Here is a 21716-nt window from a genome sequence, read left to right as displayed (position 1 = left end):
ACAATGAGAAAAGTGGGTGTCGGAATCATCGGCTGCGGTGTCATCAGCACGGCCTATCTGAAGGCGGCGCAACGTTTCCCGGTCATGGAGGTCAGGGCGCTCGCGGACATGCGCAGCGACGTCGCCGAACGCCAGGGGGCGGCCTTCGGACTGCCGGCGATGCGGGTGGATCAGCTGCTCAAGCGCGATGATGTGGAGATCGTCGTCAACCTCACGGTGCCGCTGGCTCACACTGATGTCAGCCTTGCGGTGCTGAACGCCGGAAAACATGTCCATTCCGAGAAACCGCTCGGCATCAATGTTGGCGAGGCGCGCAAGGTCATGGAGCTCGCCGGCCAGAAGAATTTGCGCGTCGGCTGCGCACCCGACACGTTCCTCGGCGGCGGGCATCAGACCGCGCGCAAGCTGATCGACGATGGTGCGATCGGCATGCCTGTCGCGGGCAGTGCGTTCTTCGGCTGCCCCGGCCACGAGCGCTGGCATCCGGCACCCGGTTTCTACTACCTGCGCGGTGGCGGGCCGATGCTCGACATGGGGCCGTATTACATCACCGATCTGGTGCAGCTGCTTGGACCGGTCGCCAGCGTGATGGGTTCGACCGCGCGGCCGCGATCCGAGCGCCTGGTCACCAGCCAGCCGATGAACGGCTCCCTGATCCCGGTCGAAGTCTCGACCCATGTCGCGGGCACCCTCGAATTCGAGAGCGGGGCGGTGGTCTCGATCACGATGAGCTTTGACGTGCCGAAGCACCGGCACGCGCCGATCGAGATCTATGGCGACAAGGGCAGCATGCTGGTGCCGGACCCGAACCGCTTCGGCGGCGAGGTGCAGGTCGCCAAGACCGGCGGCGAGTGGGAGACGGTGCCGCTCACGCACGGTCACGTCGAGGGCGAGTTCCGTTCCATCGGTGTTGCCGACATGGCTTCTGCGATCCTGGCGAACCGGCCGCATCGCGCCAGCGGCGCGCTGGCGTTCCATGTGTTGGAGGTGATGGAGGCGTTCCAGACCTCGGCCGACGAAGGGCGGCGCGTCAGAATCGAGAGCCGCGTCGAGCGGCCGGCAATGCTGCCGGCCGGACGCGAAACCGGACAGATCGACTGAGGACATGACCATGCGCAAGGCAATGATTGTTTGGGGCGGCTGGCCGGGTCACGATCCTGATCTCTGTGCGTCGATGATCCGCGGCTGGTTGAGGGCTGAGGGCTTCGAGGTCCGGATCGAGACCACGACGGCGGCGTTCGCCGATCCGGCGATCCACGATCTGTCGCTGATCATCCCGATCTACACCATGTCGAAGATCGAGAAGGCAGAGGCGCTCAATCTCTGTGCGGCGGTGCGCAGCGGGGTTGGGCTCGCCGGCCACCACGGCGGAATGTGCGATGCGTTCCGCGATTCGGTCGACTACCAGTTCCTGTGCGGCGGGCAGTGGGTTGCCCATCCCGGCAACATCATCGACTACAAGGTCGACTTGACGAAGCCCGATGACCCCATCATGAAGGGTCTGAAGAGTTTCGAGCATCGTTCCGAGCAATACTATATGCATGTCGACCCCGCCAACGAGGTGTTGGCGACGACGACCTTCAGCGGCGAGCACGCGTCCTGGATCGAGGGCGTGGTCATGCCCGTGGTGTGGAAGAAGCGTTACGGCGAGGGCAGGGTGTTTTATTCCTCGCTCGGCCACCGCGCCTACGAGCTCGATGTGCCCGAGATCCGGACGCTGATGACCCGCGGCATGCTGTGGGCGGCGCGCGAATGACAGTGGGCGCGGCCCAGCCGGTCGTTCGCGCCACGCTCGAGGATGTCGCGCGGGCGGCGGGCGTTTCGCTCGCGACCGTGGACCGGGTCGTCAACCGGCGCGACGGTGTGCGCGCCAAGACGGTCGCCCGTGTCGAGGCTGCGGTGGCGAAACTCGGCTATCGCGCCGATGTGGCGGCCGCGCGGCTCGCGCGGGGACAGAGTTTCCGCCTTGCTTTCGTGCTGCCGAGCGGCAGCAACAGTTTCATGACCAACTTGACCGAGCAGGTCCAGCGCACCGCGGAGTGGCTCGCCGGCCAGCGCGGCTTCATCGACATCCTTCATGTCGACGTGTTCGATCCGGACGTGCTGGCGGGAGCGCTGGAGACCCTGTCGCCGGCCTATCAGGGCGTCGCCGTCATCGCACTGGATCATCCCAGGGTGCGCGCCGCGATCGACGAGCTCGCCTCCCGCGGGGTCGCCGTGGTCACTCTCGTCTCGGACGCGCCGAGCGCGCGCCGTCTCCATTACGTCGGCATAGACAATCCGGCCGCGGGCCGGACCGCGGCGACGCTGATGGGACGTTTCCTCGGAGGTCGCGAGGGCACGGTCGCGGTGATCGCGGGGTCGCTGTCGCTGCGCGACCACACCGAGCGGCAGTACGGCTTCCATCAGATCCTCTCCAGCGAGTATCCGAAACTGCGCGCGCTCCCGGTGCTCGAGGGCCGGGACGACAGTGACCGCACGCGCGAGCTGACAGCCGCGCTGCTCGCACGCCACGCCGATCTCCGCGGCATCTATTGTTGCGGTGCCGGGAACCGCGGCATCGCCGATGCGCTCGAAGCCTCCGGCCGCGCCCGCGAGGTGGTCTGGATCACCCATGAGCTGACCCAGCATACGCGACGCTTCCTGGTCCGCGGCACGCTCGATGCGATCATCAACCAGGATGCCGGCCACGAAGCGCGTTCCGCGGCGCGTGTCCTGTTGGCGCATTGTTCGGGCGAGCCCATCAGCCCGGACCAGGAGCGCATCCGCATCGACATTTTTCTGCGCGACAATCTGCCATAGTCCATCCGCCTGATGCCAGGACGTCCGTGCGGCTTCGCTGGCGCAGCGCCGCTTGGGGGCAGCTCAGTCGAGCGTGAAGGCCGAGCGCACCGCGCCGAGCTTGTCGATGCCGAACAGGGCCTGCTCCTCCGCGCTCATCATGTGACGTCGGTCGCTCCTGACGCCGGCAACCAGGAGCATGTCCGGACTGTCGCCATCGAGCTCGAACCCGTCCGCAACGTCCCCCGCGCACCCGTCTGGACCGTAAGGCTGCGGGTCAAACGAAGCGGCTTGCGAAGGGATCATGCTCAAACAATAACCTAAAGCGCGATGACGACTTGGCCCGCTGCATGTCGGCCCCGTGACTGCCTCTGTCGCGAGCGGCGCGGTGGCGCTTTCCGGTTCGACCGGATAAGAGATGAACACCGTATTAGGCTAGAGGAGAGGGTTCGGGTCGGTAGCGGACCCACCACCCGCAACATTCATGCGTCAGCCAGCTTTTTCCCTCTTGCCAGATCTGTATCGGCTCGACAGGCGGCTGGAGCCGCTGCCTTGCCCTGTCTGCAACGCGCGCAAGCCGCTACAGGTGCTGCGCCGCGATCGATATCTCCTGCGCGTCGACCTGTCGATTTGCGAGGAGTGTGGAACGGTCTATCTGGCACGGGGGCTCGCGGGCGACACTGCAACCCATTTCTACGCCGATCTCTATCCCCGGCTTATGGGCGTGGGCGCCTATTCGGCTCCCGTGCTCGGCCAGTCGAGCCTCGCGGCGGGCTATCGCGTCAATGCCATTCGCACCGTTACGGGCGCGGTCGACGACATCGTGGATATCGGTGCCGGTCACGGCTTCTTCCTGGCAGCCTGCCGCGATGCCGGCAGCCGGAATTATTGGGGCGTCGAGCCCGGCCCGCTGCAGCGACGTTATGGCGAAGACAATCTCGGGCTCCGCGGCCACATCCTTGCAGGCGATTTCGCATCGCCGGCCGCTGCACCGTTCCAGCCGCTCATGGTCACCATGTTTCACGTCCTGGAGCACCTCGAGCAACCCGGCGCAACGCTCGATGTGATCGCCGGCTGGTTGCCGCGCGATGGCTGGCTCGTCATCGAGGTTCCCGATCTGGAAGATTGGTCGCAGATCGGACTGCAATATGTCCATGTGTCGCATCGCAGCTATTTCACCGGTGCGACATTGACTGCGCTGTTGGCGCGGCATGGCTTCCGCGTGCACACCATGCAACGGGAGCTCTACGGCATTCACCCGACCAATCTCAGAGTTTTCGCACGCGTTGGCGGCGCCGATCCCGGCATTCCCCGGCCTCCCGATGCGGTTCGGTTGCGGCAGGAGATACGCAAGCAGATGCGGCCATGGCGGCTCACCGACGGTTACCCCAAAACGGCCTGGCGGCTTGGAAAGCTGGCGATCAAGGGGAGCTGACCCCGCCGCCAATCATGTCTTGGCCCGCTCGGCGAGCACGTCGCGGTAAAGATCGATATAGGCGTCGGCCATCGCCTCCGCTCCGAACAGCGTGCGGCAACGTTCGAAAGCACGTTGGCCCATCTGGGCCGCAAGGGGCGGATCGTCGTTGAGGCGGCGCATGGCGGCGGCGAGCGCCTGCGAATCGGCAGGTGGCACGACGAGGCCGGTGATTTCGGCCAGGTTGATGTAGCTCGTGCCGGTGCCGATCGCCGTCGTTACCAAGGGCTTGGCGTGCAACCCGCCCTCAAGCAGCGCGACGCCGAACGCTTCGGCGCGCAGATGAGAGGGAAGCACAAGCGCGCCGCAGAGCGACAGGACGGCCGCCTTGTCCTCTTCGGACAGGCTCCCGAGAAAGACGATGGGAGATCCGCCTTGAGCTTGCTGCCGGAGGCGAAACTCCATCGGCCCGGATCCGACGATCACGGTTGGAAGTCCGGTCAGTTTCGCCGCCTCGATCAGGAACTCGAGGCCCTTATAGTATCGCAGAACGCCGATGAAGAGGAAGAAGCCCTCACCAAGCCGCTCCCGCCACGCTTGCACGACCTGCGGCCTGGGAGAAGGATAGGATTGCCGGTCGATTCCGATCGGGATCACGCGGACCTTGTCCGCATGCCGCTTCAGCACCGCGCTCGTCTGCAGATAATCCGGCGAGGTTGCGACGATGCGGTCGACCTGCCGGAGGAAGCGGTCGGCGAGCGGTCTATAGATCTTGAGCAGGTACTTCTGGCGAATGATGTCGGAGTGATAAGTGACGACGCTCGGCTTGCCCTGCGAAAGCAGCAGATGGATCACGTCCATGAACGGCCACGGATAATGGAAGTGCAGGATGTCGGCGTCTTGCATCAGATGCAGAAAGCGGCGCGGCGCGGCCAGCGAGAAGTCAGTGGAGGCGATCTCGAAGCTCTGGCGGACCCGGTGAATGCGGTAGCCGTTTCGATCCAGTGGCGCGAGCTCGCCGGGTTTGGTCGACAGCGCCAGCAGGTCGACGTCGACACCGCGGCGGGCGAGGCCCGTCGCGAGCTGGTCGATGCAGAGCTGGACACCACCGACCGTGTCGGGGAGGCAGGTCTTGTAGAAGTGCAGAACCTTCACGGCAGACGGCCCGCCATCATACAGCCAGTTCCCGATAGATCGCGCACGTCCCTTGCGCACACCGGTCCCAGCGGAAGCCGGCAGCACGTGTCGGGCCGCGCACTTTCGCCTGGGAACGCCAGGCTTCGTCGTCAAGCGCGCGTTCAATCGCGCGCGCAAGCGCATCGGCGTCTTGCGCGGGTGCGGTCTGTGCGACGTCGCCAACTGCTTCCTTGAGTGCTGCGGCGTCCGAGCAGACGACGGGAACGCCGGAAGCCATTGCCTCGATCGGTGGCAGGCCGAAGCCCTCATAGAGCGACGGATAGACGAACAGGCGTGCGCCGGCGATCAGCGCCGGAAGCTGCGATTCCGGGACGTAGCCGAGATAGGTCAACCATCCCTCACGCACGGCCTTTGCAATGCGCGCATGCAGTTCCGCGCTCTCCCAGCCGCGATAGCCGGCGAGGACCAGCGGACATTGCGAGCGTCGCTGTGCAGGCAGTTGCTCGAAAGCATCCAGCAGCGTCCGTAAATTCTTGCGTGGTTCGATGGTGCCGACATAGAGGCAGTACTTGTCGGGCTGCAGGGCGAACGCGGTCAGCTCCTTGGCCACCTCAGCCGGTTCACGGGGATGGAAATCCACGCCAATGCCGAGCGGGATCACCCTGATGCGATCGGCATCGACTCCCAGAACGCGCGTGATCTCGGCCTTCGAAAACTGTGAGACCGTGACGATGAGTTCGGCGCGCTGCAGGGACAGGGCGACCTCCTTGTGCATGTAGCGGACCCGGTCAGGCCGATGATATTCCGGGCTCGTGAACACGGAGACGTCGTGGATCGTCACGATGCTCCGTCCGGGAAAAGCAGGCAAATAGTAATTGGTTCCGTGCAGCAGCGCGTTGGTTTCGCCACGCAAGGTGCGGGCTCGGCGGTATCCCTGATAGCGGCGATAGATCGACGTGGGCAGGCTGAAGCCGGACAGCAGGTCTCGTACGACAGGGACGAGCGGATGGCCCGATGCCGCTGCGGGAAGCGTGTCGAGAAGGGTGTCGCCTTGCAGGAAGGTGAGCTCGAGTTCGGGAATGGCGGCGAGATGGCGGGCAAGCTCAAGTGTGTAGCGACCGACGCCGGTCAGTGGTTGCCTGATCGCATCGACAGAGAGAATGACCTTCACCTGACAGCTCGCTCGTCCTGGCGTGCGGCCGGCCGTGCGCCTCCGACCTTGAGCGCCGCAGCCTTGCGGATGGCCCAGGACACGGGGCGCAACACGGCATAGGCGAAGGCCAGGTATTTCGGCAGCCGGATCAGCTTGAGATCTTCGCCGCTCGCGAGTGCGAGGAGGGCCTGCGTCCGCCAATGGCGCCAGCCGCGGCCGAGCGCGAAATGGGACAGCCGCACGCGCGTCGTTCCCAGTGCGGTCTCTTCCAGTTCGGTGGTGCCATCTCCGGTCATGATCGTATCGAGCGCAACCTCGCCGAGATTCCGCACCGTACGGTCGCTAGCGAGCGCGTCGCGCGTGGATGCGTCGAGTGGCATGTCCAGCAACTCCGACGCCAGCCAGAGCGCCTGTCCGACCGGTCGCTGCAGACCGACCCGGTCTGCCAGGGCGAGCAGGCGCTGCGGCGCGCCCGGGTCGGCGCTCATCAGGACGTCGATGTCCGCCAGCCATTTCAGGCGGCTCCAGGCGTGGAGCCCGCCGTGCAGGCAAAGATAGGCGGCCAGCAATTCGCCGCTCAGCGTGCGAACAGTTCGTCCGCTGCCGATGTCGGCCGCGCTCCACACGAGCGCGGCGGCGAGCGGGCCGGCCAGTTCGGCATTGGGGCAAAGCCGCCAATGGAGTTCGATCAGCGTTCCGTTCTCATTGTGCCGGAAGTCCCACTGGTTGAGCCGCTGAACCCAGTCGCCGACGTCGTCCACGGCCATGCCGCCGGCCGCGTGGTAATCGAGGCGTTGCAAGACGCCGATCGCCGCGGTGAGGTCTGCGGGATCGACGAACAAATCGAGGTCTCGGCTGTGGCGTCTTCCGATGTCGCCATACAGCTGCATCGAGAGCACCGGTCCCTTGAGAAAGCCGACCTCGATGCCGGCGGTGCGGAACGCCGCGTCCAGCTTGATCGATTCATTCGCCAGCATCAGGCCGGCCCGGGCGATCGCGCTGGCCCGGCGGGCGAGAGTCTCGCGCACGGCATCGGGGATTGGTGCCGCGCTCGCAGCCAGGGCCTGGTGCGCTAGGCCGGCGATGCGGTGACGACGGATCACGCGCAGCACGTGATCCCAGTCCTCGACACGGCGCGCTGCCTGGTCGACCGCTTGCGCGGTCGTCGGGCGATTTGGCGCGCGTGCGCAAGACAGCACCAGATCGAATGCTACGCGTTGGGACGACGGGATCGTCACGAGGGCCATGCCGCGGAGGCTCGAGGAACCGGCACCGTGGCGCGAATCCGCGGCCCTCGGCCTTTGCGGCAGGATGCGTCCGCCGCGGCGGCCTTCCCGGCGACGACCGGCCTTTGCAATCTACAGGTCATCAACGCCACATCACGAGCCGCAAATCGAAAAAACCTGCCACAGAAGGTCGCAAGCAGGCACTTTCTGTGTTTCCGCGAAGCCGCATGCGGGAAAGTGCGCTTGCGCAAGGCCAGTTCATAGGGCAAGGCCGGACGCGGCACAAGCAAAGCAGACTGTCCGCGAAACCCTGTCCGCGGGCCGTGTGCATTGCTGCGACCGCCGAAGTTTTTTCTTGATGCGTCTGTTCAAAGGTTCGATGATAAAGCTGGAAAATCGATGCATGCGTCCAAGTCAGATTTCCCGGCGAGATCGCTGGCGGAACGCCCAGGTCCTGCCGGGCCGCGGCCGGCTTTCCTGCCGCAGTTGCGGGGCGCGGGCGAGTTTGCCGCTTGCGCCGCGATCTATGCGGTAGGCCAGTGCTGCAATTTATTGTTCCAACTGCTTCTGCTGCGGCATTTTGGAGCGGAGGGCTACGGCCGGATCGGGCTCTCGCATCTGGTGTTCCTGCTTGTCAGCTTCGTCGGTGATCTCGGCTACAGCACGTTGTTTCTGCGCGAGCGACCCAGCTCGGCGGGCTGGGACCGGCAATGGCGGCTCGCGCTCGGTCACAGGCTCATGGTGACGGTTGCGCTCTATGCGCTCACTCTCGCCGGCCGGAGCATGCTATATGGGTGGAGCGGCGAGGGGTTCGACTATCTCGCCGCGACCGTTCCGGCGGGCCTCATCGGCCTCGCCAGCCTCGCGTCCGCTCTGCTGGCGCAAGGGCGGCGCATTCCGTCACTGATCGTACAGCAGATGCCTTGGCCGGCCGCGCTTGTTGTCTGGTGGGTCGTCGGCGGTGCCGATGGCTCTGCGGTCCGCGCAGGCCTGATCGTCAGTGCCGGCTTTCTGGTCCAGCCCGTCGTGGCGCTGTGCCTCGGCGGGCGGGCACGGCTGCTGCTTCCCGCCTTCGGTGCCGGCAGTGCGATGTTTGCCGCCGCTCTGAGGTTGTCGGTGATGGGCGTGGCCGGCGCCCTGCATGATCGCCTGACACCCTTCCTCGTCGCGAGGCTCGCGCCGGATTTCCTCCCCGCGATGCTGCTGCTCGGCCATGCCATCAACGGCGCCTCCGGCGTCCTCATGCAGATCAACAGGCTGCTGTTGCCGCATTTGGGCACACGAGAGGGCCTCGCGTGGTCGTGTCGTCTGCTGGCGCTGATATCGATTGGCGTCGCCGTTGCGCTTCAGATGCTGTGGCTTGCCATGATGGCCCGTAGCGATGGCGGCGTCGCATTTCATCCGAACCTGCTGCTGCCCTCGCTGATGGCCGGATGCATTTCATTCATAGGCAGTGTGCTGGCGACGGAGCTGATCGGGCGGCACCTCGAGGGGCAATTGACGAGGATCATCCTCACCGGTATTGCCATCAGCACCGCGTTGCAGCTGCTGGGAGCTATTCAATCATCCGCCGATGGTGTGCTCTGGGCGCGCGTGATCGCCGCGGCCGGGATAGCCGCGGCTTGCTTGCGAAGCTGCGGGATCAAGCCGGAAGCGGCGGGTTGGGCCCTTTGCGGTTCACTGGTATCTGCCGCACTTGGTGTCATGAATCAGCTGGCATGGCTCGGCAGCGTATTGCTGCTCGTCGGTGTCGTGATTGCCATGGCCTTTGATCGACCGCTGCTTCGTCGCCAGCCGGCGATCGCCGTGGAGCCCTTGCCGTGACGCGAGACTGCGCGCGGAAGCATCCGGTCCCTGCCGTGCGGAGGAACCGATGTGCGGGTTGATCGCAGTCCGCGGCCACCATGGTGACGCGGCGATGATCGTTGCCCGGCGTGGTCTGGATGCGATCGCGCATCGCGGCCCGGATGGCGAAGGTCTGCACGCCTGTGATAGAGATGCCGTGACGGTCTTCGGACATCGCCGGCTGTCGATCCTCGACCTCAGTCCGGCGGCGGCGCAGCCCATGACCTGCTCCGAGACCGGCAACGTCGTCGTCTTCAATGGCGAGATCTACAATTTCCTCGAGCTGCGCGAGCAATTGGAGGCGAAGGGCCATTGCTTCCATGGCAACGGCGATACGGAAGTCCTTCTCGCTGGGTGGCGCGTCTGGGGCCGCGAGCTGTTCGCGCGTTGCAATGGCATGTGGGCGCTTGCGATCTGGGAGCGCGCCTCCGGCGACTTGATCGCCTGTCGAGACAGGCTTGGCGTGAAGCCGCTCTATATCCACCGGACCCGAGACGGCTTGATGCTGGCGAGCGAGATCCGGGCGATCGCAGCGATGCGACGCAGCTATCCCGAGCCGAATCCGGACGCCATCTTCGATTTCATGACGCTCGGCCAGTCGGAGCATGCGTCGCAGACGTTCTTCCGGGACATCGATGCGGTGACGCCGGGACAGGTGTGGCGCATCGCGCAGGATGGCACGACCACGACCTGGCCATATCATCGCTGGCCTGGTGCAGGCGCGGCGCAGACGCTCGAGGCTAAGGATGTGCGTGAGCTGGTTCGTGACGCGACCGCGTTGCGGCTGCGCTCCGACGTTCCGACCGTTTCGCTGCTCTCGGGCGGACTCGACAGCTCGATTCTGACGGCGACCGGGCTCGCCTGTGATGGCGGGCCACGCGTCGCATTCGCGGGCGCATTCACCTATGGCTATGCGGACGAAGAGTCCGCGCGCTTCGATGAGACGGCTTCAGCGATCGATTTGATGCGCGAGCTGGGCGCGGCAGGCCGCCATCATGTCCATAAGGCGCGGGCGCTTCCGGAGGCGGATGAGCTCGACGATCTCGTCCGGGTCCAGGAGGAGCCGTTCAATACACCATCGATCCTTGCCAGCTACCGCACATATCGCGCGGTGCGCGAAGCGGGATACAAGGTCGTGATATCAGGCGAAGGATCGGACGAGACGTTCGGTGGCTATCCATCGCGCTATCAGGCGCTAGCCATTCGCGAGGCGCTGCGGGCGGGGCGATTGCCGTCGGCGCTGCGCCTGCTGGCTCGCAGCGGCGTCGGACCCTCGCGCGTTGCCAACAGACTGGCCTGGGATCTGCCTCTGCCCGTGCTGGCGAAGCTCTTGCGCCGGCGTCGCCCGAGCGTCGGTCTGATTTCGGATGCACTATGGGCCGCGTCACGGAGACGGCTCGCCGCGCTCCAGGACGATATGCGCTCGGGCGTCCGTGAGAGGCTTCGCCGCGATGTGTTGACGACCAGTCTTCCCCATATTCTTCGCATGACCGACCGGAATTCCATGCGGTTCGGCGTGGAAGTGCGCTCGCCCTTTCTCGACTATCGCCTCGTCGAGCGCGCGCTGCTGACACCGGTTCAGCGGCTGATGGATGACACGCACGGCAAAGTCTTGTTGAGGCAGGCCTTTGCGCGCGACCTTCCCGAGCGCGTGGCGTGGCAGCCCAAGACCAGGGGCTTTGGCCATGCCGAGCAGTTCCTGGTGTCCCGCATGCCGCTACGCGAGATGCTCGATGAGGTCCCGGAGAGCATCGGTGCCTATCTCGACATCGCGCGGCTGCGGCGCGACGCCGCCTTCGGCGATCTGCATACAACGTTCTGGCTGGCCGTGTCGGTCGCCCTTTGGTATCGAAGCATCTATGCCTGAGGTCTTCCGTCGCTTGTCATCTCGCCTGGTCTCCCCCGTGCGGCTCGCGCTGGCGATGGATACCGGTCGGTGCCGGTCGTGCGGAGCGATCGACCTGCAGCGAACCGTCTGCCGCGAATCATATCTCGGCGGAGGCCAGACGCTGCGCCGTTGCGGCATCTGCGCCGCCGTCTACCTGGCACCCGATTTCACGCCCGAGAGTCTCGACCTCTTCTATCGCGAGCATTATCGAAGGCTGTTTCCGTCCGAGACGATCTGGCGCAGCGAACGACGCTTCTTCGCCTGGCGCGGTGATCGCCCGGTGGCCGAAATTCGGCTCGCGAGGATTGCGCCGCATCTGCCCGCCGGGGCTCATCTGCTGGAAGTGGGTTCGGGCTTCGGTGCCTTCCTCGGGGCCGCCGCGACGTTGCAGGGCGTCCGGCTTTCCGCGGTCGAACCCGATGTCGCCAACCGGCTGCGGCTCCTCGACAGCGCGAACGTGGAATTCGTGTCCGGCATCGAGGCCGCGTCGCCTGATAGCATCGATGTCGTCGTCGCGTTCCACGTGCTGGAGCATCTGGCCGATCCGCTTGCGTCCCTCAGGCACGTCTACGCCGCGCTGAAAGTCGGAGGACGGGCTTTCGTCGAAGTGCCCGACCTCATGCAGGGATCGCTCTCCGCGAGCTACTTCCATCCCGCCCATCTCAGCTATTTCACGGTCTCGACATTGTCACGGCTGGCCTGCGCGGCGGGCTTTCGGATCGCGCATGTCGGTCCACATCCCAATGGCGGGATCCTTGCGGAGAACATCTGGCTCGAAATTGAAAAGCCGTCGACTGCCGCCGTTGCTCCGCCGGCGCTTGCCGCGAAGCCGGAGGAGGTTGCGGCGGTCGACGCGCGGCTCGATGCGGTCGATTGGCAGGCATCGCTGGCGAGGCACGGGCGACGCGCCGCAAAGCATCTCGCACTGGCGATGTTCGGTCCGGGGGCGGTCGGAGAGCTGCAGCGCTTTCGGCAGTGGCGGGAGCTGCGTCGGGTCGGCTGGATCTGAACGATGCGCTTTGCCGATTTCGTCGCTGAGCTTCGGGATCGCTATGGTGAGGAAGCCTTGGGCGCCCGCCACGAGATCTTCTTCACGTGCGCGCGGCCGTCACCGCTCTGGCCGGCCGTGCGGGCGGCCCTGGCCGCTCTCCGCGATGCCTTCCTGTGCCTGGGTCTCGAGGCGCGGGCGTCGGTGTCCTCGCCGGTTGTCGTGATCGCCAGCCGGGGTGGGTCCAGCGGCCTCGACGCGCTGCAGCCCTTCATGGACGATCTCGACCGGCGCGGGATCGACTATCGCAAAATGGTCCATCCACGGCTTCGCGCTGCCGTGGCGGGCGCTTCCGGCCCGCTGCGCCCCGCGCCGCGCGCGTGGCTCCATGCCTGTCAGGCGTTCTGGATCTCCTTCGCCCGTCCCGACCAGCGCGCCTTCGCGGTCCGCTGCTGCCTGTTCCGGCTGCGGCTCTGGCAGGGTGCCTGGTCGCGGGCCTTGTCCGGCAGATCAGGCGGCGTGCTGGTTCTGCACAACGACTTCGAGCTGTTCTGCGTTGCCGCACTGACGGCGGGGATGGGCCGGTGGCGGGGCGTCTGCATCCAGCACGGGCTGCCGACGGACGAGTTCTTTCCGACGCGTGCCCCGCGCCAGGTCGTGTGGGGCGACCGCAGCCGCGCGGCCTATGTGTCTCAGGGCACCTCGCCCGAAGCGATCAGATTTGGTCCGTTCCCGTCGCCGGCCATGCGATCGGGCGCGACGATGTCCGCCGCGGTTGCGCTGGTGTCGCAGACCCATACGCCTGTTTTCGGCCGCTCGCTGGCGCGCGATTTCCTCGAACTGGCCGAACGTCTGGCGGACCGTATGTCCGGACACGGCCATTTTGCAATTCTGCTGCATCCGGAGGAGGTCAAGCTCGGGCATCCCTTTGCGAAGACGCGGCTCGCCGGTCTGTGCCGATTGCCACCGCATCGCGAGTTCGGCGCCGACACGGGGCCGTCGTCGATTTTGGTGGGCTTCTGTTCGACCGCGCTCATCAAGGGGGCTCAGCAGGGGCATCTCGTGATCGGGATGAACTGGCCCGTCACTGCCTCACATGCATCTTTGTTGGTGGGCCGTCCCGCTGTCGTGGCCGACAATCCGGATCAACTCTGCGACCTGATCGAGCGACTGCTCGCCGATCCGGCCGAGCGCGCCTCGCTGATGAAGACCCAGCAAGCCTGGCTTGACCGCACCTTCGCTGACGGCGACGACTGGTTGCCGGAGGTCACGGCGTGAGCGTTAGACGAGCTTACCTTCTGGTTCTTGTGGTGTGGATTCATCTTGGGGATTTTGCCGCGGCGTGGGCCTATCAGGGGGGAGCGTTGCCGGAGGTGGGGTGGGCCCGCGTGGTCCGCGACATGACCGTGGTTCTCGCCGCATGCCTGTGCCTGGCGACAGTGCGGATCTCGCGCTCGCTGCTGCTGCCGTTTCTGCTCTATGGCCTGCTGATTTCCCTTTCACTGGCGACGAGCGCAAAGAGCGGAGTTCCGCTCGGTGTCCTGGTCGGATCGTTCGGCACGCTTCTGATCCCGATGCTGTTCTTTCTCGTCGGATATTACTGCGTCCGCGATGCCGCGGACATCCGGGCCCTGGTCGCTTGTCTCGTGATCATTGCCTGCCTCAGCGCCACTTTCGGCGCATGGGACATCCATCACACCGAGTTCTGGACGCGGACGATCCAGTTTCCCTCCTACATGGCCGAGGTGAAGGGGATGATCTATGGAGCCGAACCGGATACCGGCCTACCCTATAATTTCTTCATCGATCTCGATCAGACGCGCCGGGCCGCCGGGCTTCTCGCGGCGCCGCTGGCGCAAGGCATGGTATTGGCAGTTGCCGCAGTTTTGCTCGTCGCGGCGGGGCCAGCGCGGCTCACTGCGACGCATGTCGCGATCTTCCTCTTGATCCTGCTCGGACTGTGCGCCGGCGTCTGGATGTCCGGCACCCGCGGCGCGATGCTCGCCGGAACGATTGCTCTTACCGGTTATCTCATGACGAGTCGCGCCTTGAGGCGCCATCCGCTGGCGAGGTTGACCGTGGCTGCGGCCGTGGTGCTGGTCATCGGCCTTGCGACACGAGACGTCGTGGACGCAACGATCAATCAGACGGATGGATCGAGCCCGGGACACTGGGCTGCGCTCCGGCGCAATATCGACGGCCTTTTTCAGATCCCCGTGGTGGGCTACGGCATCGGCAGGCAGGGGCCGATTGCCGCACAGGCTTCAATCACCAATGTCGGAGGCGGTGAAGGCGCGGTGTTCTCGATCGCTTACCAGAGCGGAGTGTTGGCCGCGCTTGCCTTGCTGATCTTCTATGCCGTCTGTCTGAGGCGCCTCTGGTTCGCCGATCGCGAGCACCAGGCGCACTTCGCCTTGGCGATTTTCTGGCTGATGATCGGGCTCGCGACGACGCTGGTGACGTCCGATCATATGTTGTCAGTGTCCGGGTCGGCTTCGCTCTGGTTGCTGACCGGCGGCGCCATGCGCCTGCTGTCGCGCGCCCAGGAGCGCCCGGATGCAGTTGCCGAGGCCGGGGCATGAGAGGTCTCCGGCTGCTGCACGTCCATCGCGATTTCGCTCCGCATCAAGGCGGAGGCGGCGTGGCGCGGCACATTCACGGCCTGGCCACCACCGCCGCCAGGCTTGGGTTCGACGTTCGCATTGTTGCGCCGGGGGCATTCCTTGCCGAGACAGAGCCGGGCTATGAGGTGAAGGCCGATGCGTTTGGCGGCCTCTGGCATCATGTGGGCTGGGCCGACATCGTCCATGTTCACGGCTCCCGTAATCCGATCGCGGGAGTTGCGGCGGCGATGGCGCGGGTGCGCGGCAAGCGCCTCGTTTACACGCCGCATTGCTACTACGATGACGACGCTGCGCTGAAGCGGGCCGCAAAATGGTTATGGGACCGCACCGTCGAACGCCGCCTGCTTGCCGGAAGCCACGCCGTGGTTCTGCTCGCGCGGTTCTGGACCGACGAGTTACGGAGCCGTGGGCTGGCTGCAAGTTCGCCGGTTATTCTGCCGAACTGCGTGCTGGACACGGCGATCTTGTCGCGGGCGGCGCCGCCGCGGCGCCTGGAAGGCGATCCATCCCTGCTGTATGTCGGGCGGCTCGATCGGGTGAAGCGTCTCGACGATGCCATCCTGGCGCTGTCCCGGGAGGGCCTGACGCAGGCGGTGCTGCATATCGTCGGCCGGGGGCCGGATCGCGATCGCCTCCAAAAGCTGGCGGCGCATGCGGGCGTCGCGCCGCGTGTTCGGTTCCACGGCTTTGCGCCCGACGCGGAGGTCGCCGCGATGGCGGCGGGTGCGAACTGTTTCCTGCTGCCGTCCGCGGCCGAAGGCGGCCCGACGGTCCTGATCGAGATGCTGCTGATGGGCTGCAATGTCGTCGCCAGCGACATTCCGGCCAATCGGGCGATACTTGCCACCGCAGGTTGGACCGACGGACTCTATCCATTGGGCGATGTCGAAGCATTGGCCGCGACGGTGAACGACATCGCGGGGCGGCGCATGCCGCCCGACGTGACCGAGCGGACCAGGGAAGCTTTCACATGGGAGCGCCGGACGTTGCTCATTCTCGAACTATACGGAGCGCATCGCCGGCCCTGCCAGTCCGGGATCGTGCCGGCGGTCGCGGAAAGGCCGGATGCCCCGCTGAACGAGAGAGTCTGGTTTCTCGGCTGCCCGGTCGATCTGCTCGACAGCGCAGAACTGCTGCGTCGCGCCGCGGCGGCCGGACGGGGACGAGAACCGCGCATGCGGATCGAGGGTTTGAACGTCGCCAAGCTTGTGGACGCGCGCCGCGATCCGGATCTGTCTTGGGCCCTTCGGGATGCCGAGCTCGTCCACGTCGATGGCAAGGGCATCGCGCTCGGTCTTGCTGCCCTCGGCGTCAAAGGCGAGCGCTATGCCGGGATTGATCTAATGCTGGACCTCTGTGAGCAGGCGTCCAGACTTGGCCTTGCGATCTACCTCCTCGGCGCGCGGCCGGAGGTCGTCAACGCAGCGGCGGAGCGGCTGCGCCAGCGCTGGCCCTCGCTCCTGATTGCGGGTGTGCGCGGCGGCTATTTCGAGCAACACGAAGAGGCCGCCGTCGTCGACGCGATCAACGCCTCGGGCGCGGCATTCCTCTTCATCGGCATCAGCTCGCCGAAGAAGGAGATATTCCTGCGGGACAATTGGGAGCGCCTCGCCGTTCCCGTTGCGATGGGCGTCGGCGGCACGTTCGACGTCGTGTCGGGTCGACTCCCACGCGCGCCGCGCGCGGTGCAGAAGATCGGAATGGAATGGCTGTTCAGGCTGTCGCTGGAGCCGCGACGGCTGGCAATGCGCTATCTCCGCACCAATGCGATCTATGCCTCGTTGCTGGCACGCGCATGGTTCGAAAAGCGAATGGCGGCGACCAAGGCCAGGCTGCCCTGACATGGCCTTCTCGAGCATGGCGCCGGACACGAGACCCAAGGTCGCATCCGTAACGGTGCGGCAAACCGCCGCCACCATCGGTCTTGCGCTTCTGTACCTGCTGTTCTGCCTGCAGCACGTCGTGATCGGTCGCGCATTCGAGGAGGGGCAGGGGCTGTCGCTCGGCTCAACCGCGCTTCGTCTCGTCGCGTTGGGATCGACGGTCTTCTTCCTGGTCAGGGAGCGCGGCATCGCGAGCCGGCTGCGGGCTCCGTTCGTCGCGATCGTTGCTTGCCTCTGCGTCCTCGTCATCTCGACCGCGCTCTCCGATCACCGCGCGATCGCAGCGAAATTTGCCGTTCGCTATGCGACGCAGCTCTTGATGCTCTGGTGCATCCTCAATTTGCTTCTCCTCTATCCCCATCTGCGCGGAGCAGCCGGCCGCGCGCTGATCATCGCGCTCTGGATCGGGCTCGCCGTCGGGCTGGGCGATCGATACGGCATCGACTGGATCGCGCGGCTCGGCGTGCTGTTTCACGGCTCCGATGCACTCAGATACATGCCGCGCATCATCGGGCTCTACGAGCATCCCGCAACCTTCGGCGCCATCGCGGTGGTCGTCGCCGTCATCGCGACGCAGTTGCGTGCGGAAGGCGCGATCGGTACGCCGGATCTGACCGCGGCGATTGCCGGCGCGGCGGCTACATTGCTGCTGACCGAGGCGCGCAATCCGGTGGTGCCGCTTCTCATGCTGTCGGTGGTGTTCGCCATCACGAGACGGGGCCGCCAGCGCTGGCTCGCCCTTTCCGTGCTGGCGCTGCTGGCCGGGCTCGTCGCGGCGGTGATCTGGCTTCGCTATGAAGAGCTGACGAGCGCATCTCGCGAAAGTTTTGCCACCATGTTCTCGCTTGGCCGGACATATATCTGGCAGGGCGCCCTTGATGCCTGGACCGGGCGGCCCTGGTGGGGCTTGGGTCCCGGGGTGTTTCAGTTCCTGACGCCGGATTTTACCGGAGGGCGATTCCTGCGTGGTGAGCTGCATGCGCACAATCTTGTCCTCGGAATTCTCTCGGAAACCGGACTGATGGGGCTCCTCGCCATGACCGGGCTCTTGATGACGCTTGGCTTGCCCGCTCTGTCCGATACGCGCGACAACACCGGCCGCCGGTGGGCGCTGACGTGGCTCGTCGTCATACTGGGCCTTGAGCTATTTGATTTCTACCTGCCGTTCCACGGGTTCGCGCTACATATCTCGGTGGCGGCAGCCTTGGTTTTTTCTGCTCCGGCAACCGAGCCCGGTGCCGAGCGAAGCGCTGCCGAGACCACGTGGGAGGCGCAATCATGAGGGTGTGCGTGACGGGCGGTGCCGGCATGATCGGACGACGCCTCGTTTCCCGCCTGGCGGGCCAAGGCCATGTCGTCGCGGTCGTCGACGACCTAAGCAGCGGGTTGCCGATGCCGGCCGACGCCGTGATCGCGCACCGCTGCGATATCCGCGAAGAGCGCGAGATGCAGGCGTTGATTGGTGATTTTCGACCGGGTGCGATCGTGCATCTGGCGGCGCTCCATCATATTCCGACCTGCGAGATCGACCGGCGACGGTGCCTCGACGTCAATGTCCTGGGGACGGAAACGGTGCTCCTTGCTGCGTCCGAAGCCAGGGTCGCGCGCGTCGTTCTGGCGTCCAGCGGCGCGGTCTACCAATGGACGGACGGCCCGCTCCAGGAAGAGACATCACCGACGCAGGCGATGGACAATTACGCCCTGTCCAAACTCTCCAACGAAATCCAGCTGCGGCTATGGTCCGAGCGCAGCGGCGCCACCGGCCGCATCGCGCGGATATTCAACACGATCGGCCGTGACGATCCGAATGCGCATCTGCTTCCCGATATCCTTGCGCAGCTGGAGCGCCCAGACGTGGACGTCGTAAGGCTCGGCAATCTCGACTCGCGCCGCGACTACCTGCATGCCGACGAGGTGGCCGGCGGACTGCTTGCGATCCTGGCGGATGCACGGCCCCAGCCACTCGACGTCTTCAATCTGTGCTCGGGCGAGGAGCACTCGGTGGAGCGTCTCGTGAACTGTCTTGCCACTTGCCTGGGACGAACCATCCGCATCGAGATCGACGAGACGCGCCGCCGCCGCTCCGATCGTGCCAGCCAACTGGGCGACCCCAGCAAGGCCTACGCGCTGCTCGGCTGGCGCGCCCAGCTCGGGCTGCAGGGCATCTTGAACCGTTTGCTGGCGGAGAGGGTGTCTGCCTGAACGCCGGCTATCCGGCTTGGCTAGGGTGTCTTGTGTGGGTAGCGCCGCTCGTAGCGGAACAGGACGCCGCGCAGTCGCTGCGGCAGCCATGCAAAGAGTGGGTCCTTCGAGGCCAGCCAAGGCGTCGTCCGGGAGGGCCCGTCGATCTGCCTTGCGCTGCGATAGATGCTCAAGAGCAGTCCGAACAGCAACATCGCCGCAACGAACACGCCGCCCGCCACCGGCAGCGGCGACCGGGTCGCGACCGGCCGGGGGTCGACGATCGGCGCGGCGCCGTAGACGATCCGATCGCCGCGGGTGCGCGCTTCGGCGATGGCGAACGCGATCTCCTGGTCGACCTGGATCGCCGCGCCCGCCGGCGCGGAAAAGAACGCCTTGCGTTTGCCGTCGAGCCAGTCGGCGAGGCGCGAACCGGAGCGAACGTCGTCAGGCGGCGCAGCCGCATGTGCGAAGAACTGCTCGTACCACCGAAGGATATCGAGCTCGCGCTGCGCGGTCGCGATCTGCCCTCGCTGATCGATCAGCGTCGATTTGAGCGCGACGAGTTGAGCCGTCGGAGACAGATAGCGGCCGCCACCATTCTCGGGCGAGACGATGGTGTTGCCGCCGGCGTCCCTCAGATCCGGGAATGCATCGACGAGCTGGCGCATGTCCAGGATGCGCGTCTCGGTCTGCGTGAGTGCGAAGCTCAGCTTCGTCAGCATGACCTCCAGCTCGGCCTTCCGGCTGACCGTGGCGTCCCTTCGATCGCGCAGGAACGTGTCGAGCATCGACCAGGACAGGGCCTGACCGACATGACGCGCGATCGCGTTCATCAGCTCGGTCGCGATCTCGCGGCCGGGCGCCCGTAACGCGACATCGATGCCCAGGGTCGTGGACGCTTTCGGATCTGAGCCGGGCGCGTCGCGCACGTCCTCGCGCCGCAACGCGCTGCGGTACTGAAGACTTCCTTCCCAGAAGGTCCGGGACGCGAAGCGCTTGCGCACCGCCACCGCATGCGGCGTCGCTTCCGAGCCATCGCCGTTGAGCCATCCGAGTTGCCCGAACGTCCCGCTGATGAGGCGAGAGTCCGGAAGCAGTGGGCCGAGATGGCGCCATTCGTCGAGCGACAGTTTCGGTGCATCGAGCAGGCCGGTGGCCTCGTAGACCGGCTTTGTGTGGACGTAGATCGCCGCCGTCAGCGCCGCCAGCAACGCCAGCGGAACCAGCAGCGCTGCGAAGTCCAGATAGAAACGGAGCACGGATCGCCCCAGCTCCGAGAGCAGCACGTCCTCGTTAGCGTTCTTGTGCTGTCGATCATGGGTCATGGCGTCAGCCGTCCGGCGTCAGGAATCGCACGCATCGGCTCCCGAGGCGGCCGCAGTGAAGCGCCCGGATCGCTGGCCGGTCCGAAGGTCCTTGACGAGGCCCGGGCTCTCCGCCGTCCTGGAACGCGCGAACGGAACGAGGATCCCCTGCTGGTCGCGATCAGGATCGGTGCGGCCCTTCGCGTCACGAACGCCGCTGTCGTTGAGGTGATCGAGAATGAGTGTCGCGATCCGCTTGGCGCTTTGGCCGTCACCAAAAGTCTCGCGCAGCGGACCGCGACCGCCGCGCTGCCGGGACAGCAGACGTTCGATCAGCCGCGGCAACTGCGGACCTTCAACGTCGGCCGGATCGATGCAGTCGACACCCTCGACCAGCCGACCACGCTCCAACGTCCGGCGCAGGCACACGACCGGCACGCCCAACGTCACGGCTTCCTCCAGAATTCCACCGGAATCGCAGATCGCGATCTGGGACCCGGTCAGCATTTCGAGAAAATGCAGATGTTCCGTCAAGCCGATCATGGTGGCGTTGGCGCCGAAATCCGCGGCCTCGCTCGCCGCCAGCAGACCGCGCTTCAGCAGACGAAATTCAGTCTCGGGAAAGCTCGCGATGAGCCTCGCGAGCGATTTCAGGATCAGCTCGCGATGCCGGTAGTTCTCGCGCCTGTGCAATGAGACGAGAACGCCGTTCGGCCATGTCGCGGCCGAAGCCAGTTGGTCGCGGTGCTGGAAGATCGGGTCGCAGACCGTGTTGCCGACGACAAAGCTCTTCTTGTCCGCGACGCTCGCGGTCGCACAGAGGTCGTCGAGATCGGTCCGGGTTGCGCAGAACAGCAGGTCGCTCTGCGTGTCGATGAACACGCGGTTCATTTCTTCGGGAAACGGGCTCAGCGGGTCATGGCTGCGAAGTCCCGCTTCGATGTGGGCGAGCGCCGCGCCGGCCCTGACGGCGCCGTGGGCGCCGGCCAGGGCGCTGTAAGTATCGCCCTGGACTACGACGAGATCGCCGCACAGCTCGGCGATCTCGGCTGCGCAACTGGCCACCCAGTCCAGATCGTCACGACACTCGGCGCGCACCACGCTGCTCCGGATGATTCGGACATCGCGATGCCGATCGAATTCGTCCGACCTGTTCTGAAGCGTATCGTAGATCGAGACGCTGAGTCCGTTCGTCGCCAGCTCTCGCGCAACATCGATCGACTTGATGATGTCGGGCACCGTCCCGACGACGAAAGTCACAAGGGGCATCATAATGAGCGCAGCTGATT

At 65.7% G+C, this 21716-nt stretch carries 17 protein-coding genes; 12 read left to right on the top strand and 5 right to left on the bottom strand.

Annotation, left to right across the window (positions count from 1 at the left end):
* Window positions 1-3 precede the first annotated feature (3 nt).
* The 4 genes from CO669_RS06995 to CO669_RS06975 all read left to right on the top strand — a co-directional run bounded on the left by CO669_RS06995 (window position 4) and on the right by CO669_RS06975 (window position 4216).
* The gene (locus tag CO669_RS06995; protein ID WP_097659044.1) at window positions 4-1101 is read left to right on the top strand and encodes a Gfo/Idh/MocA family protein; all 1098 of its coding nucleotides are present in this window, start codon (window positions 4-6) and stop codon (window positions 1099-1101) included.
* Window positions 1102-1111: 10 nt separating this feature from the next.
* Entirely contained in the window at window positions 1112-1756 is a 645-nt protein-coding gene (locus tag CO669_RS06990; protein WP_097659377.1) for a ThuA domain-containing protein, read from the top strand.
* On the top strand, window positions 1753-2802 hold the full coding sequence (locus CO669_RS06985; RefSeq protein ID WP_097659378.1) for a LacI family DNA-binding transcriptional regulator: 1050 nt from the start codon (window positions 1753-1755) through the stop codon (window positions 2800-2802). Before CO669_RS06990 ends, CO669_RS06985 begins: the two co-directional genes overlap by 4 nt.
* 487 nt (window positions 2803-3289) lie before the next feature.
* Window positions 3290-4216, top strand: coding sequence for a class I SAM-dependent methyltransferase (locus CO669_RS06975; protein ID WP_158228748.1), 927 nt, complete (start codon window positions 3290-3292; stop codon window positions 4214-4216).
* Window positions 4217-4228: 12 nt separating this feature from the next.
* Here the strand turns inward: CO669_RS06975 and CO669_RS06970 are convergent, their stop codons facing one another.
* Genes CO669_RS06970 through CO669_RS06960 form a run of 3 tightly spaced genes read right to left on the bottom strand, consistent with a single transcriptional unit; the run spans window position 4229 to window position 7732 of the window.
* Complete coding sequence (locus tag CO669_RS06970; RefSeq protein ID WP_245444208.1) at window positions 4229-5410, bottom strand: glycosyltransferase; 1182 nt, start codon at window positions 5408-5410, stop codon at window positions 4229-4231.
* A complete protein-coding gene (locus CO669_RS06965) occupies window positions 5367-6503 on the bottom strand; it encodes a glycosyltransferase family 4 protein (RefSeq protein WP_097659040.1) in 1137 nt (378 codons plus the stop codon). The genes CO669_RS06970 and CO669_RS06965 overlap by 44 nt, the downstream gene beginning before the upstream one ends.
* On the bottom strand, window positions 6500-7732 hold the full coding sequence (locus CO669_RS06960; protein ID WP_097659039.1) for a nucleotidyltransferase domain-containing protein: 1233 nt from the start codon (window positions 7730-7732) through the stop codon (window positions 6500-6502). The genes CO669_RS06965 and CO669_RS06960 overlap by 4 nt, the downstream gene beginning before the upstream one ends.
* 378 nt (window positions 7733-8110) lie before the next feature.
* Between CO669_RS06960 and CO669_RS06955 the strand changes: the two genes are divergently transcribed.
* The 8 genes from CO669_RS06955 (at window position 8111) to CO669_RS06920 (ending at window position 19141) form a co-directional block, all read left to right on the top strand.
* A complete protein-coding gene (locus tag CO669_RS06955; protein WP_143278629.1) occupies window positions 8111-9535 on the top strand; it encodes a hypothetical protein in 1425 nt (474 codons plus the stop codon).
* Between the two features lie 49 nt (window positions 9536-9584).
* Window positions 9585-11423: an asparagine synthase (glutamine-hydrolyzing) gene (asnB, locus tag CO669_RS06950; RefSeq protein WP_097659037.1), complete on the top strand. Its 1839-nt coding sequence runs from the start codon at window positions 9585-9587 to the stop codon at window positions 11421-11423.
* A gap of 37 nt (window positions 11424-11460) precedes the next feature.
* Window positions 11461-12453: a class I SAM-dependent methyltransferase gene (locus CO669_RS06945; protein ID WP_198963881.1), complete on the top strand. Its 993-nt coding sequence runs from the start codon at window positions 11461-11463 to the stop codon at window positions 12451-12453.
* Window positions 12454-12456: 3 nt separating this feature from the next.
* Complete coding sequence (locus CO669_RS06940) at window positions 12457-13710, top strand: hypothetical protein (protein ID WP_097659036.1); 1254 nt, start codon at window positions 12457-12459, stop codon at window positions 13708-13710.
* A 296-nt stretch (window positions 13711-14006) separates the two neighbouring features.
* A complete protein-coding gene (locus CO669_RS06935) occupies window positions 14007-15014 on the top strand; it encodes a hypothetical protein (protein ID WP_143278628.1) in 1008 nt (335 codons plus the stop codon).
* Window positions 15015-15073: 59 nt separating this feature from the next.
* Window positions 15074-16897, top strand: a complete 1824-nt coding sequence (locus CO669_RS35910) for a WecB/TagA/CpsF family glycosyltransferase (protein ID WP_198963880.1) — start codon at window positions 15074-15076, stop codon at window positions 16895-16897.
* Window position 16898: 1 nt separating this feature from the next.
* Window positions 16899-18221 carry an O-antigen ligase family protein gene (locus CO669_RS06925; RefSeq protein WP_198963879.1) on the top strand — a complete coding sequence of 441 codons (1323 nt, stop codon included), beginning with the start codon at window positions 16899-16901 and terminating at the stop codon, window positions 18219-18221.
* A gap of 8 nt (window positions 18222-18229) precedes the next feature.
* Window positions 18230-19141 (top strand): NAD-dependent epimerase/dehydratase family protein, encoded by a 912-nt coding sequence (locus tag CO669_RS06920; protein WP_198963878.1) that lies wholly within the window; start codon window positions 18230-18232, stop codon window positions 19139-19141.
* Window positions 19142-19161: 20 nt separating this feature from the next.
* On the opposite strand, the gene CO669_RS06915 is transcribed toward CO669_RS06920, so the two are convergent.
* Window positions 19162-20448 (bottom strand): hypothetical protein, encoded by a 1287-nt coding sequence (locus tag CO669_RS06915; RefSeq protein WP_097659033.1) that lies wholly within the window; start codon window positions 20446-20448, stop codon window positions 19162-19164.
* Window positions 20449-20466: 18 nt separating this feature from the next.
* The gene (locus CO669_RS06910) at window positions 20467-21687 is read right to left on the bottom strand and encodes a UDP-N-acetylglucosamine 2-epimerase (protein ID WP_158228747.1); all 1221 of its coding nucleotides are present in this window, start codon (window positions 21685-21687) and stop codon (window positions 20467-20469) included.
* Window positions 21688-21716: the final 29 nt, after the last annotated feature.

Origin of the sequence: Bradyrhizobium sp. Y36 (assembly GCF_002531575.1) — a bacterium.
GTDB lineage: Bacteria > Pseudomonadota > Alphaproteobacteria > Rhizobiales > Xanthobacteraceae > Bradyrhizobium.
The sequence above is the reverse complement of the archived record's forward strand: the minus strand, read 5'-3'. Positions and strand labels throughout refer to the sequence as shown.

What these genes read in the sequence shown, in the direction of transcription:
- CO669_RS06990 (WP_097659377.1), top strand. Translation starts at nt 1,112, where the DNA reads ATGCGCAAGGCAATGATTGTTTGGGGCGGCTGGCCGGGTCACGATCCT.
- CO669_RS06995 (WP_097659044.1), top strand. Translation starts at nt 4, where the DNA reads ATGAGAAAAGTGGGTGTCGGAATCATCGGCTGCGGTGTCATCAGCACG.
- asnB (WP_097659037.1), top strand. Translation starts at nt 9,585, where the DNA reads ATGTGCGGGTTGATCGCAGTCCGCGGCCACCATGGTGACGCGGCGATG.
- CO669_RS06935 (WP_143278628.1), top strand. Translation starts at nt 14,007, where the DNA reads ATGCTGTTCTTTCTCGTCGGATATTACTGCGTCCGCGATGCCGCGGAC.
- CO669_RS06960 (WP_097659039.1), bottom strand. Translation starts at nt 7,732, where the DNA reads ATGGCCCTCGTGACGATCCCGTCGTCCCAACGCGTAGCATTCGATCTG.
- CO669_RS06940 (WP_097659036.1), top strand. Translation starts at nt 12,457, where the DNA reads ATGCGCTTTGCCGATTTCGTCGCTGAGCTTCGGGATCGCTATGGTGAG.
- CO669_RS06985 (WP_097659378.1), top strand. Translation starts at nt 1,753, where the DNA reads ATGACAGTGGGCGCGGCCCAGCCGGTCGTTCGCGCCACGCTCGAGGAT.
- CO669_RS06915 (WP_097659033.1), bottom strand. Translation starts at nt 20,448, where the DNA reads ATGACCCATGATCGACAGCACAAGAACGCTAACGAGGACGTGCTGCTC.
- CO669_RS06925 (WP_198963879.1), top strand. Translation starts at nt 16,899, where the DNA reads ATGGCCTTCTCGAGCATGGCGCCGGACACGAGACCCAAGGTCGCATCC.
- CO669_RS06955 (WP_143278629.1), top strand. Translation starts at nt 8,111, where the DNA reads ATGCATGCGTCCAAGTCAGATTTCCCGGCGAGATCGCTGGCGGAACGC.